The sequence below is a fragment of the Variovorax sp. Varisp53 genome, from assembly GCF_059491555.1.
This window is the reverse complement of record NZ_CP168512.1, coordinates 336,045-353,438: the sequence shown is the minus strand read 5'-3', so window position 1 is coordinate 353,438 and position 17,394 is coordinate 336,045. Positions and strand designations below refer to the sequence as shown.

General features: G+C 68.7%; 12 protein-coding genes. 6 read left to right on the top strand and 6 right to left on the bottom strand.

What is annotated here, in order from left to right:
* Positions 1-127: 127 nt before the first annotated feature.
* From holA to leuS, 3 genes are read right to left on the bottom strand one after another with little or no spacing between them, the layout of a single operon-like run.
* Positions 128-1,213 (bottom strand): DNA polymerase III subunit delta, encoded by a 1,086-nt coding sequence (holA, locus tag ACEOAB_RS01570; protein ID WP_413749647.1) that lies wholly within the window; start codon positions 1,211-1,213, stop codon positions 128-130.
* 31 nt (positions 1,214-1,244) lie between these two features.
* Positions 1,245-1,766 (bottom strand): LPS-assembly lipoprotein LptE, encoded by a 522-nt coding sequence (locus tag ACEOAB_RS01565; protein WP_056588625.1) that lies wholly within the window; start codon positions 1,764-1,766, stop codon positions 1,245-1,247.
* A 15-nt stretch (positions 1,767-1,781) separates the two neighbouring features.
* Positions 1,782-4,412 (bottom strand): leucine--tRNA ligase, encoded by a 2,631-nt coding sequence (leuS, locus tag ACEOAB_RS01560; protein ID WP_413749646.1) that lies wholly within the window; start codon positions 4,410-4,412, stop codon positions 1,782-1,784.
* Positions 4,413-4,517: 105 nt separating this feature from the next.
* Between leuS and ACEOAB_RS01555 the strand changes: the two genes are divergently transcribed.
* Together ACEOAB_RS01555 and ACEOAB_RS01550 are read left to right on the top strand one after the other, a co-directional pair.
* Positions 4,518-5,492 (top strand): Bug family tripartite tricarboxylate transporter substrate binding protein, encoded by a 975-nt coding sequence (locus ACEOAB_RS01555; protein ID WP_413749645.1) that lies wholly within the window; start codon positions 4,518-4,520, stop codon positions 5,490-5,492.
* A gap of 93 nt (positions 5,493-5,585) precedes the next feature.
* Positions 5,586-6,686 carry an NAD/NADP octopine/nopaline dehydrogenase family protein gene (locus ACEOAB_RS01550; protein ID WP_495653396.1) on the top strand — a complete coding sequence of 367 codons (1,101 nt, stop codon included), beginning with the start codon at positions 5,586-5,588 and terminating at the stop codon, positions 6,684-6,686.
* Here the strand turns inward: ACEOAB_RS01550 and ACEOAB_RS01545 are convergent.
* The 3 genes from ACEOAB_RS01545 to ACEOAB_RS01535 are packed head-to-tail and all read right to left on the bottom strand — an operon-like array spanning position 6,681 to position 9,234.
* The gene (locus ACEOAB_RS01545; protein ID WP_056588619.1) at positions 6,681-7,277 is read right to left on the bottom strand and encodes a peroxidase-related enzyme; all 597 of its coding nucleotides are present in this window, start codon (positions 7,275-7,277) and stop codon (positions 6,681-6,683) included. The genes ACEOAB_RS01550 and ACEOAB_RS01545 overlap by 6 nt on opposite strands.
* A complete protein-coding gene (locus tag ACEOAB_RS01540; protein ID WP_413751219.1) occupies positions 7,274-7,780 on the bottom strand; it encodes a CMD domain-containing protein in 507 nt (168 codons plus the stop codon). The genes ACEOAB_RS01545 and ACEOAB_RS01540 overlap by 4 nt, the downstream gene beginning before the upstream one ends.
* Positions 7,777-9,234 (bottom strand): NAD(P)-binding domain-containing protein, encoded by a 1,458-nt coding sequence (locus ACEOAB_RS01535; RefSeq protein ID WP_495653395.1) that lies wholly within the window; start codon positions 9,232-9,234, stop codon positions 7,777-7,779. Before ACEOAB_RS01535 ends, ACEOAB_RS01540 begins: the two co-directional genes overlap by 4 nt.
* A 94-nt stretch (positions 9,235-9,328) precedes the next feature.
* Between ACEOAB_RS01535 and ACEOAB_RS01530 the strand changes: the two genes are divergently transcribed.
* The 4 genes from ACEOAB_RS01530 (at position 9,329) to glgC (ending at position 17,278) form a co-directional block, all read left to right on the top strand.
* The gene (locus ACEOAB_RS01530; protein WP_495653394.1) at positions 9,329-10,993 is read left to right on the top strand and encodes an alpha-amylase family glycosyl hydrolase; all 1,665 of its coding nucleotides are present in this window, start codon (positions 9,329-9,331) and stop codon (positions 10,991-10,993) included.
* A gap of 5 nt (positions 10,994-10,998) precedes the next feature.
* Positions 10,999-13,176: a 1,4-alpha-glucan branching protein GlgB gene (gene glgB, locus ACEOAB_RS01525; RefSeq protein WP_413751007.1), complete on the top strand. Its 2,178-nt coding sequence runs from the start codon at positions 10,999-11,001 to the stop codon at positions 13,174-13,176.
* Positions 13,177-13,801: 625 nt separating this feature from the next.
* Positions 13,802-15,883 carry a glycogen debranching protein GlgX gene (gene glgX / locus ACEOAB_RS01520; protein WP_413750449.1) on the top strand — a complete coding sequence of 694 codons (2,082 nt, stop codon included), beginning with the start codon at positions 13,802-13,804 and terminating at the stop codon, positions 15,881-15,883.
* Between the two features lie 87 nt (positions 15,884-15,970).
* On the top strand, positions 15,971-17,278 hold the full coding sequence (gene glgC / locus ACEOAB_RS01515; RefSeq protein ID WP_056515097.1) for a glucose-1-phosphate adenylyltransferase: 1,308 nt from the start codon (positions 15,971-15,973) through the stop codon (positions 17,276-17,278).
* The last annotated feature ends 116 nt before the right edge of the window (positions 17,279-17,394 follow it).

Here is a 17,394-nt window from a genome sequence, read left to right as displayed (position 1 = left end):
ATTTTCCAGTATTTGGATCAACCCCGGACTTCGAGAACTTCCGCGTTGTTCCCTCTCCCTCCGGGAGAGGGCCAGGGTGAGGGCGGCGGCACTCGGAAGCGTGCGATGTGATGAAGGCCGCCGGCCCTCACCCCAACCCTCTCCCGGAGGGAGAGGGAGCAAGAGCGCTGCTGCACGCGCGGCACAGCATCAGCGCCAGCCGCTGCAGGGCCTGCCAGCCGCTGGCGGGCCAGTCGGGCTGCTTCAGGCCCTTCACGATGCCGTCCACCACGTGCGCTGCGCGCAGCAGCCGGGCCAGCATGCGGTCGTCCAGGCGCGGCAGCACGCGCTCGAAGGCGCGCTCGCGCGGGCCCCAGATGCGGTTCTCGCGCAGCGCCATGGGCAGCGGGCGCCCCGAGGCCATGGCGTCCTTCACGCGCTTGAGCGCACGGATGTCTTCCGCGATCGTGTAGTGCACCAGCACCTCGGCCTCGCCCTCGGCCTGCAGGCCGTCGAGCATGCGCGCCACGCGCTGCGGGTTGCCGGCCAGCACGGCTTCGGACAGCTTGAACACGTCGTAGCGCGCCACGTTGTTGACCGCACCCTCGACCTGCTCCCAGCTCAGCTCGCCGGCCGGGTGCAGCAGCGCGAGCTTCTGGATTTCCTGGTGCGCGGCGAGCAGGTTGCCCTCCACGCGGTCAGCGAAGAACTGCAGCGTGCGCTGGCCTTCGTCGCCGGGCATCACGCGCTGGCCCTGCTGGCCCAGGCGCTGCGCGATCCATTGCGGCAGCGCGTTACGCTCGATCGGGTCGACCTGGATGCTCGCGCCGTTGTTCTCCAGCGCCGAGAACCAGGCGCCGGTGCGCGTGGCCTTGTCCAGCCGCGGCAGCATGACCAGCGTGAGCGTGCTGTCGTTGCCCGGCGCAGCCTCGGCCAGCTGCTGCAGCGCCGCGCTGCCGTCCTTGCCGGGCTTGCCCGAGGGAATGCGGATCTCGACGATCTGCTTGTCGGCGAACAGCGAGAGCGAGCCCCCGGCCGCAAGCACCGCGCTCCAGTCGAAGTGTGCGCCGGCCACGGTGTACGAGCTACGCTCGGTGTAGCCCTGCGCACGCGCGGCGGCGCGGATGGCGTCGGCCGCCTCCTGCGCGAGCAGCGGCTCGTCGCCGTGGATCGTGTAGAGCGGCTTCAGGCCCTTCTGCAGGTGGGCCCCGAGCTGGGCGCTGGCGAGTTGCATGGCAATCGAATGGAGGCCGGAACGCGCGGCCTCAGAGTTCCTTGACGGCGGCCAGGCGGCGCATCAGCTGCTGCGCGATGTCCGCCTGCATGTCGCGGAACAGCAGATCGGCCTCGCCTTCCTTGGCCAGCGCATTGGTTTCGTTGAAGCTCAGGTCGCGCGTCTGCGAAACCTCGGAGGCCGGCAGCAGATCCTTGCCGCCCGGCGTGCGCAGGCGGAAACGCACGCGCAGCTGCAGCTGCAACTCGCGCACGAGGCCAGCCGAATTGGTCGAGATCACGAAGCGGTTGCGGTCCTCGCCGAGGATCTCGAGCACCACGTCGGCGGTGGAGGACTGGTCGGCCGGCACCAATGTCACCGAGCCGGTGGCCCGCAGCTCGCGCCGGATCTGGTTGATCATGGCCGAGTTGCCCGACACCGACAGCGTCTTGAACGCAAAGACCGGCGCCTTGCGCAGCTCGAAGCCGCAGCCCGCCAGGCCGAGCGATGCGCCCGCCGCCGTCAGCCCGAGAAGAAAGCCGCGGCGCGGCAGCGAGACATTGCGAGTGTTCATGCTTGCTTGAGTCGTTCAGAGAACCACGTTGACCAGGCGGCCGGGAACCACGATCACGCGCTTGGGCGGCGCGCCTTCGGCGAAGTTGACGAAGTCGTCGCAGGCGAGTGCGAGCTTCTCGATCTCGTCCTTGGACGCACCGGCCGGCACGCTGAGCTTGCCGCGCAGCTTGCCGTTGACCTGCAGCATCAGTTCGATCTCGTCCTGCACCAGCGCGCCGACGTCGACCGTGGGCCAGGCCGCGTCGAGCAGGCCACCCAGGTCCTTGTCGTAGCCGAGCTCGTTCCAGAGCTGCTGGGCGATGTGCGGCGTGGCCGGGTAGAGGCAGCGCAGCAGGATGCCGAAGCCCTCGCGCAGCGCGGCCGCGTCACCGGTGCTGCCGTCGGGCTTGAAGCCTTCGAGCGCGTTGAGCAGCTTCATCGCGCCCGACACCACGGTGTTGTATTGCATGCGCTGGTAGTCGTAGTCGACCTGGCGCAGCACGGTGTGCACCTCGCGGCGCAGCGCCTGGGCGGACTTGCCGAAGCTCTGGCCCTCGATCGCGACCGGCGCCACGTCAGCTTGCGCCACGCCGAAGTTCCACACGCGGCGCAGGAAGCGGTAGCTGCCTTCGACGGCCGCGTCGTTCCACTCGAGCGTGGCCTCGGGCGGCGCGGTGAACATGGTGTACAGGCGCGCGGTGTCGGCGCCGTACTTCTCGATCAGGTCCTGCGGGTCGACGCCGTTGCGCTCGCTCTTGCCCATCTTGCCGACGCCGCCGTACTCGACCTTCGTGCCGTCGGCCAGCGTGCCGCCGGTGATGCGGCCCTGCGCGTCGAGCACCGCCGTGACTTCGAGGGGCGGGAAGTAGTCCTTGCCGCCCTTCTCGTTGCGCTTGTAGAAGATGTGGTTGAGCACCATGCCCTGCGTGAGCAGCTTGCTGAAGGGCTCGTCAGCCTTCACCAGGCCCAGGTCGCGCATCACCTTGGTCCAGAAGCGCGCGTACAGCAGGTGAAGAATCGCGTGCTCGATGCCGCCGATGTACTGGTCCATCGGCATCCAGTAGTCGGCGCCGCCGGCCACCATGGCGTCGTCGTTCTTCGGGTCGCAGTAGCGCATGAAGTACCACGAGCTGTCCACGAAGGTGTCCATCGTGTCGGTCTCGCGCCGCGCGGCCTTGCCGCACACGGGGCAGGTCACGCCGGCGTGGAAGCCCTCATGCTTGTTCAGCGGGTTGCCCGAGCCGTCGGGCACGCAGTCGGTCGGCAGCACCACGGGCAGGTCCTTCTCGGGGACCGGCACCGCGCCGTGCTCTTCGCAATGGATGATCGGGATCGGCGTGCCCCAGTAGCGCTGGCGGCTCACGCCCCAGTCGCGCAGGCGCCAGGTGGTCTGCAGCTCGCCCAGGTCCTTCTGGCCCAGCGCATGCGCCACGGCGGCCACGGCCTCCTTGTAGGTCATGCCGCTGAAGTTGTCGGAGTTGATGGTCACGCCGCGCTGCTTGTCGGCGTACCAGTCCTGCCACTTGTGATAGTCGAAGTGCGGCTCGTCGTCGACCAGCACGACCTGAATGATCTCGATGCCGTACTTGTTGGCGAAGGCGAAGTCGCGCTCGTCGTGCGCGGGCACGCCCATCACGGCGCCGTCGCCATAGCCCATGAGCACGTAGTTGCCGACCCACACCGGCACCTGCTCCTCGGTGATCGGATGCATCACCGTGAGGCCGGTGGGCACGCCCTTCTTCTCCTGCGTGGCGAGCTCGGCCTCGGTGGTGCCGCCGGCCTTGCACTCCTCGATGAAGGCCGCGACCTTCGGATCGAGCGTGGCGGCGTGTGCGGCCAGCGGATGCTCCGGCGCGACGGCGCAGAAGGTGACGCCCATGATGGTGTCGGCGCGCGTGGTGAACACGTACATGCGGCCGTCCTGGATGAGCTTACCGCTCGCGTCCTTGATGTCGTGCGTGAAGGCGAAGCGCAGGCCCTCGCTCTTGCCGATCCAGTTCTCCTGCATCAGCTTGACGCGCTCGGGCCAGCCCGGCAGCTTGTGCTGGGTGTGTTCGAGCAACTCTTCGGCGTAGTCGCTGATCTTCAGGTAGTAGCCCGGGATCTCGCGGCGCTCGACCGTGGCGCCGGTGCGCCAGCCCTTGCCGTCGATCACCTGCTCGTTGGCCAGCACGGTCTGGTCGACCGGGTCCCAGTTGACGACCTGGGTCTTGCGGTAGGCGATGCCCTTCTCGAGCATCTTCAGGAACAGCCACTGGTTCCACTTGTAGTAGCTCGGATCGCAGGTGGCGATCTCGCGGCTCCAGTCGATCGCCAGGCCCATGGCCTGGAGCTGGCCGCGCATGTAGTCGATGTTCTCGTAGGTCCACTTGGCCGGCGGCACCCCGTTCTTCAGCGCCGCGTTCTCGGCCGGCAGGCCGAAGGCGTCCCAGCCCATGGGCATCAGCACGTTGTAGCCACTCATGCGCAGGTAGCGCGTGAGCATGTCGTTGATCGTGTAGTTGCGCACGTGGCCCATGTGCAGCTTGCCGCTGGGGTACGGCAGCATCGAGCAGGCGTAGTACTTCTTGCGGCTCGCGTCCTCGGTGACGCGGTAGGCATCGGCGGCGCTCCATTGCGCCTGGGCAGCGGACTCGACGTCGCTGGGTTTGTAGCTGGGATTCATGACGGGTTCGGCAAGACCCGGCGCGGGGTGGCCGGGGAGGACGGATTATCGCGCCGGACTAGACTCGCTCCCCAGCCTGCCGCCTCACGCGGACGGAAAGACACAATGAAATTGCTCTGGAAACATCTCGCCCTGTCCTTCGCGGCCGCTGCCGGCCTCGCTGCCACGCCGCTGTGGGCCCAGCAGAACGACAAGCCCCTGCGCCTCGTCGTGCCCTTCGCCACCGGCGGCGCCCAGGACGTCATCGCCCGCTACCTGGGCGCCAAGCTCACCGACAGGCTTGGCCAGAGCGTCATCGTCGACAACAAGGCCGGCGCCGGCGGCATCGTGGCCGCCGACGCGGTGGCCAAGGCGACGGACGGGGCCACGGTGCTGCTGGCAACGGGCGGCGCCATCACCATCGCGCCCCACCTGCAGGCCAAGCTCCCGTACGACCCGGTGCACGAACTGGTGCCGGTGGCCCTGGTGGCGGACACGCCGATGACGCTGTCCGTGCGAACCGAAAGCCCCTACAAGACCGTGGCCGACGTGCTGCGCGACGCCAAGGCCAGGCCGGGCCAGGTTACCTACGCCTCGACCGGCAATGGCACCGTGTCACACCTGACCGGGGCGCTGCTGGCGCAGGCGAGCGGCGTGAACCTGCTGCACGTGCCCTACCGGGGCGCCGCGCCCGCCATGACGGACCTGCTGGGCGGACAGGTGGCGGCCATCGTGACCAGCGTGGCCTCGATCGAGCCGATGGTCGCCAGCGGCAAGGCGCGCGTGCTCGGCACCTTCTCCCACGCGGCGCTGCCCGGCATGGGCGCGGCCCCGACCATCGGCGAGGCCACCGGCCTGCCGGGCATGGAAGTGCCGGTCTGGGTCGGCGTGATGGCGCCGGCGCGCATGCCGGCGGCGAGCGTCGAGAAGCTGTCCGCGGCGCTGGTCGAGGTGTGCAACCTGCCGGAGACGAAGCAGCGTTTCGCCCAGTTGGGCGCGGTCAATACCTGTGGCGGCCCGGCCGCGCTGGGCAAGGTGGTGGCGGAAGACAGCCAGCGCTGGGCGAAAGTGATCAAGCAAGGCGGAATCAAGATTGACTAGCTTGGCTCTCCCCCAGGCTTCGCGCACTTCGTGTCGCTTCGCCAACCCCCTCGCCGGGGGCAACACCGGTGGCCCGGCAAAGCCGGTTCCACGGTGTTCACGAATGGGGATGCGCCTGTGACGGTCGCGGCGAAGCGGTATCACGTCGGCATCGCCGGCGCCGGCGCGATCGCGCTGGCCAGCGCGGCCTGGCTGCGACGGGCGGGCCATGGCGTCACGGTGTGGTCGCCGGGCGGCCGGGGCGCGGACGGGCTGCGCACTCAGCCGCTGGAAGCCGGCGGCGTCCAGTCGTTCTCGGTGAAGGTCGAGGTGGCCGACGACGCGGCCGGGCTCTGCGCCGCCTCCGACGTGCTGCTGCTCGCCCTCCCCGTCAACGGCCACAGGCGCGTGATGGACGCGCTGCTCCCCTTCCTGCGCGACGGCCAGACCGTGATCGTCAGCTCGATGGCCTCGCTGTCTTCGCTCTATCTGCACGAGGCAGCTGCGCGTGCAGGCCGCCAGATCACGGTCGCCAGCTTCGGCACGACCGTGCTGACCGCACGCCGCGAGTCCGGCACGCAGGTCAGGGTGATGACGCGGCGCAAGGCGGTCGGCGTCTCCGCCCTGCCCGGCTCGCGGGTGGAAGAGGTCGTCGCGCTGTGCACCGCCCTCTTCGGCGACGGCTTCTTCGCCGACGGCAGCGCCCTCGCGAGCGCCCTGGCCAACGTCAATCCGCAGTCCCACGGCCCGCTCGCGGTGTTCAACTGGACGCGCATCGAGCGCGCCGAGAACTGGCCGCAGTACCACTGCATGACGCCCGGCGTGTCGCGAGTGATCGAGGCGCTGGACCGGGAGCGGCGCGCCGTGGCCGCCGCGTTCGGCATCGAGCTCGGCCCCATCGAAGCGCATTTCGCGCGCTCCTTCGGCACCGCGTCGGAAAAGCTTGAGGACATCGCCGCCGAGCTGCACGCCAAGCGCGGCGGTCCGCCCGGCCCCACGCAGGTCGACACCCGTTACGTGACCGAGGACATGCCCTACGGCCTGGCGTTCGTCGAGGCGCTGGGCGCCATCGCCGGCGTGCCGACGCCCGCGACCCGCACCATCGTGGATGCGGCCTCGCTGGTCAACGGCATCGACTTCCGCCGCGAGAACGACCTGCTCGAACCGCTGGGCCTGGCGAACGAAACCGTCGCCGGGCTGCTCGAGCGGCTATGACGCGTCGGCTTCGGGGAAGATCGGCTCCCCGAGGTTGAGCATCAGCCGGTTGGCCCAGGCGAACAGGGCAACCGAATGGATCAGGTCGAGAATCTCCTGCTCCGTCAGCCCGGCTTCCTTCAACCCGCGCACGTCGTCGGCCGAGACCTTGTCCGGCTCGGCACCGAGACGGATCGAGAACGCGACGATGGCCTTCTCGCGCGCCGTGGTGCCGGCGCCTTCCGGCGCCTCGAACACCTGCGAGATCACGTCGTTGCGCTTGGCCAGCTGCTCGAAGCGCTGTGCATGCACCGAGGCGCAGTACACGCAGCCGTTGACGCGCGATTCCACCGTGGCGCCCAGCTCGCGCTCGGCGCGCGGCATGCCGCCCGGCGCGAACATGATCGCGTTGAAGGCGATGGAGCGCTGCAGCAGTATCTCGGGCTGATGCGCCAGCACCAGGAAGTACGGCGAAGTGCGCGCCTGCGGGCTCATCTCGTCGAGCGCGGCCAGCTGGGCCGGCGTGGCGGTGTCGACGTTCACCGTGTCGAGCCACGGCTTCCATTTGAGCACCTCGGTGGTGAAGCCCTTGATGCGGATCGGGGCCGTCATGCCGCAGCCTCCACGGCGACCAGCGCCTTCAGGCCCGCGGCAACGCGGATCTGGTACGAGAGGAATGCGATCAACTGGCTCATCGCCACGATGGCGGGCGTCGAGAGGCCGCTCGCGGCCAACGACTGCACGGCGGCCTTGTCGCCCTCGATGGGGCGTTCGATCAGCTTGCCGGTGAAGGCCAGCACGGCCCGCAGGCGCGCATCGGCCACGGGCTGCCCGGCATCCACGGCAGCGATCACATCGCCGTCCGCGCCTTCGGCCGCCAGCCTGTCGCGGTAGTGCGGGGCCAGGCTGTCCGCCTTCGACACGCGGCAGGCATGCAGCGCCACGAGCAACCGCTCGCTTACCGACAGGCCTTCGACGGCCGGCGAGAACATCGCGTCGTAGCTGCCCTGCGTGGCTGCAACGACCTTGTCGCGCTGGCGCCGCAGCGCCCAGAGGGGGTGGTCCGGCGCCAGCGGGATGGCGGCATCGATCACATCGTGGGGAGTGCTTGTCATGGTCGGTTTCTTTCTTGGGGCGGCAGTGCGGGCGTCCATTCGTCGCCGAACAGTTCCGGCTCGGCATAGGCCTCGAGATTGGCGTAGTGGTGGTCGAAGTCCTCGCGATAGAACAGGCTGGCGATGCCGCCCGCCAGCCGCCTGGCGCCGTCGCTGATGGCCGGGATGTCGCCCGACACCGTGCCGTGCGACAGCGCCGCCGGGTAGCAGAAGCAGTGGATGCGCCCGAGCCCCGCGCATTCGCCCGGCACGCGCTGCTGGAATTCGAAGGCGGGCCCGAGGTCGGGCGAGTCGGCCAGTTCCTGGTCTTCGTCGCCGGGCGCGGGCTCGAAGCGGTCTTTCCATGTCCGGATGTGGGCCGAGATGCCGGCGAACTCCGGGCGGTTCGGCCAGTCGACCTTGAAGCCGGTCGAGACGATCAGGAAGTCGAATTCGAAAACCCCCTTCGGCGTCGACACGCGCATGGCCTCGCCCCGCGGCTCGACGGCGAGGATCGGGCAACCGAAGTTGAAGAAGGCATTGGTGTGCCCCGACACCCGCAGCGTGCTGCCGTGCGGCGGCGGCACGTTCGCCACGTTGATGTAGTGGCGGATGCGCCACTTGAGCTCGTCGGGCAAATCGTAGTGCCCCTGCGTGAGCCCCGGCACACCCGCACCCTTGCCCTTGTTGACGCGCGGCAGGTCGCCGCGGCGGATCAGCAGCTCGACGCTGCGCGCGCCGGCCTCCAGCGCGGTGGCCGCACTGTCCATGGCTGAGGAGCCCGCGCCGACCACGCCCACGCGCAGGCCTTCGAGCCGGCCGTAGTCCATGTCGTCGGAGGAATGCGCCCACTTCGAGCGCGGCAGTGCGTCGACGAAAGCCGGAACGGCCGGCCCGCCGAGGCCGTCGCGCCCGGTCGCAAGGACGACGCGGCGCGCCAGCACGCTGCGGTCGCCCTGCGGCGTGCGCAGTGCCAGCCGCACGCCGGACGCATCGGGCAGCGGGTGGATGCCGGTCACCGCGGTGTCGTTGCGCACGTCCACGTCCATCACGCGGCGGTACCAGACCAGGTAGTCCATCCACTGCAGGCGCGGGATCTTGTCCATCGCCGTCCAGGCCTCCAGCCCGAATTGGGCCTCGAACCAGGCGCGGAAGGTGAGCGACGGCAGGCCGAGCGCGGGACCGGTGAGCTCCTTGGGCGAGCGCAGCGTCTCCATGCGCGCCGTCGTCGCCCAGGGGCCCTCCTTGCCCGCGGGCGAGCGGTCGAACACCACGGCGCGAATGCCCAGCTGTGCCAGCGCGACCGAGGCGGCCAGGCCGGCCTGGCCACCGCCGATGATGGCCACGTCGAGCATGGATTCATCGCCCACCTGTCGGGCGGGCATCCAGTTGCGGCCGGGCCAGCCGAGATATTCGAGGTCCTGGGCGAGCCGCGCTTCGAGCGCGGCGAGGGAGGAAGCGGAATCTGATGTCATCTTGAAGAGCGGGGAACGACGCCCAGTGTAGAAAGCTTCGCGGGGTGGCCCGGATTTCGCGTGCCACAATGATTTTCAGACCACAGGGGCCGGCATGGGCAGCAAGAGCGACAGCGAATGGTGGCGCGGCGCGGTGATCTATCAGATCTACCCGCGCAGCTTCATGGACAGCGATGGCGACGGCATCGGCGACCTGCCGGGCATCACGTCCCGGCTCGAGCACGTGGCCAGCCTCGGCGTCGATGCCGTCTGGGTTTCCCCCTTCTTCCGTTCGCCGATGAAGGACTTCGGCTACGACGTGGCCGACTACCGCGCGGTCGATCCGCTGTTCGGCACGCTGGCCGACTTCGACGCCATGCTGGCGCGCATGCACGCGCTGGGCCTGAAGCTCATCATCGACCAGGTGCTTTCGCACACCTCCGACCAGCACGCCTGGTTCGCCGAAAGTCGCAGCAGCCGCGACAACCCCAAGGCCGACTGGTACGTCTGGGCCGACCCCAAGGCCGACGGCACGCCGCCGACCAACTGGCTGTCGGTGTTCGGCGGCTCGGCCTGGCAGTGGGATTCGCGCCGGCGGCAGTACTACCTGCACAGCTTCCTGGCCGAGCAGCCCGACCTCAACTTCCATTGCGACGCCGTGCAGGAGGCCCTGCTGGGCGAGGTGCGCTTCTGGTGCGAGCGCGGCGTGGACGGCTTTCGCTTCGATGCCTGCAACCACCAGTTCCACGACGCGCTGCTGCGCGACAACCCGCCAGCCTCGCTGGCGTCGATCGACGAAGTCAGCACGGTGCGCGCCGACAACCCCTATGCGATGCAGCAGCACCTGTACGACAAGAGCCAGATGGAGAACCTGGCCTTCCTCGAAAGCCTGCGCCGGCTGCTCGACGATTACGGCGCGGTGGCGCTGGGCGAGGTCGGCGACGAGAACGCGCCGCCCGTCATGGCGCAGTACACCGAGCTCGGCAAGCGCCTGCACCTGGCCTACAGCTTCAGCCTGCTGACGGCGGACCACCGCCCCGCGCACCTGCGCCACCAGGTCGAGGCGCTCGACGACGCACTGGCGCCCACCGGCGGCTGGGGCTGCTGGGCGGTGTCGAACCACGATGTGCCGCGCGTCGCCACACGATGGAGCGACGGCGGCCCGGCCGACACCCGGCGCGACCGGCTCTGGCTGGCGCTTCTGCTCGCACTGCGCGGCAGCGCCAGCATCTACCAGGGCGAAGAGCTGGGCCTGCCCGAGGCCGAAGTGCCCTTCGAGCTGCTGCAGGACCCGTACGGCCGCGCGTTCTGGCCCGAGTTCAAGGGCCGCGACGGCTGCCGCACGCCGAAGCCGTGGACCGCTGAAGCGCCGAACGGCGGCTTCACCACCGGCGCGCCCTGGCTGCCGGTGTACGGTCCCCATCTGCCGCTGGCCGTCGAACGCCAGGCCGCGACCCCCGATTCGATGCTCGCCTTCAGCCGCACGCTGCTGCACTGGCGCCGTACGCAGCCCCTGCTGCGCACCGGCGGCATCCGCTTCATCGATGCGCCCGACCCGCTGCTGCATTTCGAGCGGCGCGACGGGCATTCGTCGCTGCAGGCGGTCTTCAACCTCGGGAGCGAACCGGTTTCGATGCCGCTGACCGAAGCCCTGATGCCTCTCGTCGGACATCCGCTCGCGCCGAGCGCCGTCATGCAGGCCGAAGGCGGAAGGCGCATGCTGGTGCTCGCGCCATATGGCGTCTTCTTCGGCACGCCCGCCGCCGAAGGACGAAGCTGAACACCATGCCTTCCTCCAAGCCGCTGCCCGAATCCGAAGTCCATGCGCTGATGCGCGCGGAGCATGGCGACCCGTTCGCCGTGCTGGGCCCCCACGAGACGCCCGAAGGCCTGGAAGTGCGCGCATTGCTGCCCGGCGCGCAGCGCGTGGCCGTGCTGCATTCGCGCACCGGCTGGCCGCTGGCCATCCTCGCGCGGCATCCGGAGTCGGATTTGTTCTGCGGGCTGGTCCCGGCGGCGGAGGCCCGCATGGGCTACTCGTTCCAGGTCGACTGGGAGGCGCACACCTCGCGGCTCGAAGACCCCTACCGCTTTCCGTTCGTGCTCGGCGAAACCGATGTGTGGCTGCTGGCCGAGGGCACGCACCTGCGCCCCTGGGAACGGCTGGGTGCGCACCTGCGCGAGATGGACGGCGTGAAGGGCGTGGCCTTTGCCGTCTGGGCGCCGAATGCGCGGCGCGTGTCGGTGGTGGGCAGCTTCAACAACTGGGACGGCCGGCGCCACATGATGCGGCTGCGCCGCGAGTGCGGCGTGTGGGAGATCTTCGCGCCGCATGTGTCCATCGGCGACAGCTACGAGTTCGAGATCCTGTCCGCGCAGGGCGAGGTGCTGCGCAAGGCCGATCCCTTCGCGTTCTCGTCGCAGCTGCGGCCCGACACCGCCTGCGTGGTGCAGCCCCTGCCCGCGCCGGTGAAGCTGCCCGAAGGCCGCGCCGCCGCGAACGGGCGCCACGCGCCGATCAGCATCTACGAAGTGCACCTGGGCTCGTGGCGCCGCAAGAACAACGGCCACGAATGGCTGGACTACCGCGAGCTGGCCGACACGCTGGTGCCCTACGCGCGCGACATGGGCTTCACGCACATCGAACTGCTGCCGATCAGCGAACACCCCTTCGACGGCTCATGGGGCTACCAGCCGATCGGGCTCTATGCGCCCACCTCGCGCTTCGGCACGCCGGGCGATTTCCGGCACTTCGTGGAGGCGGCGCATGCCGCAGGGCTGGGCGTGATCCTCGACTGGGTGCCCGCGCACTTCCCGACCGATTCGCACGGCCTCGGCCGCTTCGACGGCACCGCGCTCTACGAGTACGCCGACCCGCGCGAAGGCTTTCACAACGACTGGCAGACGCTGATCTTCAACTACGCGCGCACGGAGGTGCGCAACTACCTGGTCGGCAATGCGCTGTACTGGCTGGAGCGCTACGGCGTGGACGGCTTGCGCGTGGATGCGGTGGCTTCGATGCTGTATCGCGACTACAGCCGCAAGGCCGGCGAGTGGGTGCCGAACGTGCTCGGCGGGCGCGAGAACCTGGAGGCCATCGACTTCCTGCGGCGCATGAACCGCGTGGTGGGCATCGAGCGGCCCGGGGCCATGACGGTGGCCGAGGAATCGACGAGCTTCCCCGGCGTGACCCGGCCGCCGGAAGACGGCGGGTTGGGCTTTCACTACAAGTGGAACATGGGGTGGATGAACGACACGCTGGCGTATGCAGGCACCGATCCGGTCTACCGCAAGCATCACCACCAGCAGATCACCTTCGGGCTGATGTACGCGCACAGCGAGAACTTCGTGTTGCCGCTGTCGCACGACGAGGTGGTGCACGGCAAGGGCTCGATGATCGGTCGGATGCCCGGCGACGAGTGGCAGAAGTTCGCGGGCCTGCGCAATCTGTATGGCTACCTCTGGGCGTATCCGGGGAAGAAGCTGCTGTTCATGGGAGGCGAGTTCGCGCAGTACGCGGAGTGGAATGCCGACCGCAGCCTCGATTGGCATCTGCTGGAGCACGCGGCGCATCAAGGGGTGCGACGGCTGGTGCGCGACCTGAACAACGTGTATCGGCACTTTCCTGCGCTGCATGAGCTCGACCATGAGGGCGCGGGGTTCGAGTGGATCGTGCATGACGATGCGGACCAGTCGGTGTTTGCGTTTGTTCGCAAGGCGCGTGATGGGTCGTTTGTTGTGGCGGTCTGCAACTTCACGCCGGTGCCTCGGCATGGGTATCGGCTGGGGGTTCCTTGTGCTGGCTCCTATCGGGAGATCGTCAATACGGATGGCTCGATTTATGGGGGCAGTGGGGTCGGTAACGGCGTTGTGGAGAGTTCTCCTGTGCCCTGGCATGGGAAGGCGGACTCTGTTTCGATCAGCGTGCCGCCGCTGGCTGCTGTGATGTGGGTGTTGGCTTGACGTTCTTTGGACTGGTTTGTTTTCCGGGGCCGGGTCTCGCCCCGGCGGGCGACTCACTTTCTTTTGCTTCGCCAAAAGAAAGTAAGCAAAGAAAAGGCGACCCCACTGTCTGCGTCCCTTCGCTTCGCTACGGGCAACCTGCGGTGCTCGACTCCGGAGGGGGTCCGCAGAACTCGCTTCGCTCAAACAGCTGCGGCCCTGATCCCTCCTGCGTCTGCGCTCCTCGGCGCAGCCAGAAGGGATTTGGAACGCGCCGTCGCTGCGCTCGGCTCCGGAACAGCCAATACCAAAACCAAAAGCCAATACCAACCACCGCAGGCGCAAAGCGCCTGCGGTGGCTTGCTGGCCGAGCGAAGCAAAGGCCCGACCGGTCCCCAAGCCCCTCTGGCTGCGCCGAGGAGCGCAGCGTTTCGCGGATCAGGGCTCGCAGCTGTTTGAGCGAAGCGAGTTCTGCGAGACCCCGCGAAACGCGAGCACCGCAGGTTGCCCGTAGCGAAGCGGAGGGTCGCAGACAGTGGGGTCGCCTTTCTTTTGCCTACTTTTCTTTGGCGAAGCAAAGAAAAGTAGGTCGCCCGCCGGGGCGAGTCCCGGCCCCGGAAAGCAACCACCCGCCGGAGGCAGCAACATGCTGAACCCAGGCACCCCCTTCCCCTTGGGCGCAACACCGTCGCAACAGGGAGTCAACTTCGCAATAGCAGCGCCAACAGCAGAAGCAGTACAGCTCTGCATCTTCGACAGCACCGGCAAGAGCGAGCAGCAACGCCTCAACCTACCGGTATGCACAGACGGCATCTGGCACGGCCACCTGCCCAGCGGCAAGCCCGGCCTGATCTACGGCTACAGAGTCCATGGCCCCTGGAACCCGCACGGGGGCCAGCGCTTCAACCCCGCCAAGCTTCTGCTCGACCCCTACGCCCGCGAGATCGTCGGCAGCTACGACGGCAGCGACATCTTCCTGGGCCACGACCCCGCGAACCCGGACAAGAGGGACACCCGCGACAACGCAGCCGTCGCGCTCAAGGCCCGTGTCGCGCAATCCGCCGGTCCGGCAGCGGCATCCGGCCACGCCCGCATCCCCGCCGGCGAGCGCGTGCTCTGCGAGCTGCACGTCAAAGGCCAGACCAAGCTCCACCCCGCAGTCCCCGCGGCACTCCGGGGCACCTACGCCGGCCTCGCGGAGCCCGCCGTGCTCGACCACCTCCAGCGCCTGGGTGTCACCACCCTGAGCCTCATGCCCGTCCAGCACCGCGCCGACGAGCAACGCCTGCTGCGCATGGGCCTGAGCAACTACTGGGGCTACACCACCATCGGCTGGTTCGCTCCCGAGGCCCGCTACTGGAGCGGCCGCCCCGGCACCACGCCCGCCAGCGAGTTCCGCGCGATGGCCGACGCCATACACGCACGTGGCATGGAGCTGGTGATCGACGTGGTCTACAACCACAGCGCCGAGACCGACGAGCTCGGCCCGACGCTTTCGATGCGCGGCATCGACAACGCGCTGTACTACCACCTGCGCGCCGACGACCGCGCCCTCTACGAGAACTGGGCCGGCACGGGCAATTGCCTGAACCTCGGCGAGCCGCGCGTGCTGCAGCTGGTGATGGACAGCCTGCGTTTCTGGGCCTGCGAGATGGGTGTCGACGGCTTCCGCTTCGATCTCGCGCCCGTGCTCGGGCGCGCCGACGCGCAGCGCGGCTTCGACCCACGCGCGCCCTTCTTCGCCGCCATCGCGCAAGACCCGGTGCTCTCGCGCACCCTCCTCATCGCCGAACCCTGGGACATCGGCCCCGGCGGCTACCGCCTTGGCGAGTTCCCGTCGGGCTGGCTCGAATGGAACGACCGCTACCGCGACGCGCAGCGCGGCTTCTGGCTGCGGCAGGCGCACGACGACAGGGCCAGCCTCGGCGACTTCGCCCATCGCTTCACCGCTTCCAGCACGCAGTTCGCCCATCACGGCCGCGCGCCGACCGCGAGCGTCAACTTCGTCACCGCGCACGACGGCTTCACGCTGCGCGACCTCGTGAGCTACAACGAGCGTCACAACCTCGCCAACGGCGAGGACAACCGCGACGGCCACGGCCACAACATGAGCAACAACTGCGGCGTCGAGGGCCCGAGCGACGACCCTGCCGTGCTGGCCCTGCGCAGCCGCCTGCAGCGCGCGCTGCTCGCCACGCTGATGCTGTCACAGGGCACGCCCATGCTGCTGGCCGGCGACGAGCTGGGCCACAGCCAGCAGGGCAACAACAACGCCTACTGCCAGGACAACGAGACCACATGGCTCGCGTGGATCGGCGCCTCCGCCCCCAACAGCGACGCGGCCCGCACAAGCGCCTTCGTGGCGCGCCTGGCCGCCCTGCGCCGCGAAGCCCCGGCCCTGCGCAGCACCCGCTGGTGGCCGGCCGAGACGCTACAGGGCACGCCACTGGGCATCCACTGGCTGCGCCCCGACGGCGAACCGATGACGGCCGACGACTGGCGCACGGGCACGGCACTTGCAATCCTTTTCGGCGATGGCGCCGGAGACGGCGGCTCGTGGCTGGTGCTGGTGAACGCAGGCCCGCAGGCTGTGTCCTTCAGGCTGCCCGCGGGCGCGTGGCGCCTGCGCCTGTCCACCGATCCCGAGGACGATCCGGGTGAGATGGGCCGGCCGCTCGGCGGCACGGCGCAAGTGCCTTTTTCAAGCATCGGGATCGCAAGAACGTAGGAGCCAGGCGCACGGCACGGTGCTAGTCTCGATGCAGAGACCCTGACGGCGAATGAATTCCAACAAGCGAAAGAACGGAGACTCAGGATGGACAACCTCACACCGAAAGCGCAGCCCTCGCAGGAACTGCAGGCCCATCAACTGGTCCGCCGCACCATCGCCCTGGTGCTGGCCGGCGGACGCGGCTCCCGCCTCAAGCAGCTGACCGACCGGCGCGCCAAGCCGGCCGTGTACTTCGGCGGCAAATTCCGCATCATCGACTTCGCGCTGTCCAACTGCCTGAACTCCGGCATCCGGCGCATGGCAGTGGTCACGCAGTACAAGTCGCATTCGCTCATGCGCCACCTGCAGCGCGGCTGGAGCTTCCTGCGCGCCGAGCTCAACGAAATGGTCGACGTGCTGCCCGCGCAGCAGCGCGTGGGCGACGAGCACTGGTACCGCGGCACGGCCGACGCGGTGTTCCAGAACCTCGACATCATCCAGACCCGCTCCACCAAGCACGACTACGTGGTGGTGCTGGCCGGCGACCACATCTACAAGATGGATTACTCGATCATGGTCAAGGACCATGCCGAGCACGGCCTGGGCTGCACGGTCGGCTGCATCGAGGTGCCGCGCATGGAAGCCACGGCCTTCGGCGTGATGGCCATCGACGAGAGCCGCCGGATCACCGACTTCCTCGAAAAGCCCGCCGACCCGCCCGCCATGCCCGGCCACCCCGACGTGGCGCTGGCGAGCATGGGCATCTACGTGTTCGACTCCGAGTACCTTTACCAGCTGCTGGAAGAAGACAGCGTCAACCCCGATTCGAGCCACGATTTCGGCAAGGACATCATTCCCCGCGCCGTGGCCCAGGGCCGCGCGCTGGCCCATCCTTTTGGCCTGTCGTGCGTCACGCGGGCCTCGCGCGGGCCGGACGCCAAGGCTTATTGGCGCGACGTGGGCACGATTGATGCATTCTGGGCAGCCAACCTCGACCTGGCCTCCATCACCCCGGAGCTCGACATCTATGACACCGACTGGCCCATCTGGACCTACCAGCGGCAGTTGCCGCCGGCCAAGTTCGTGCTCGACCGCGAGGGCAAGCATGGCATGACGGTCAACACCATCGTGTCGGGCGGCTGCATCGTCTCGGGCTCCAAGGTCAGCAGCTCGGTGCTGTTCTCGGGCGTGCGCATCCACTCCTTCTGCGAGATCAACGAGGCGGTGCTGCTGCCCGACGTGGAAGTCGGGCGCGGTGCCCGGCTCAACCGCGTGGTGATCGACCGTGGCTGCGTGATCCCCGACGACATGGTGATCGGCGAGGACGCCGAAGTCGACGCCGCGCGCTTCGAGCGCACCGAGAACGGCGTGGTGCTGGTCACGCGCGAGATGCTCAAACGACTGGCTGCATGAGATTCGCCCCCAGTCTTCGCGCACTTCGTGTCGCTTCGCCAACCCCCTCGCCGGGGGCAATACCAGCGGCCCGGCAAAGCCGGTTCCGCGGTATTCCTGGAAGAAACCAGGTCTTT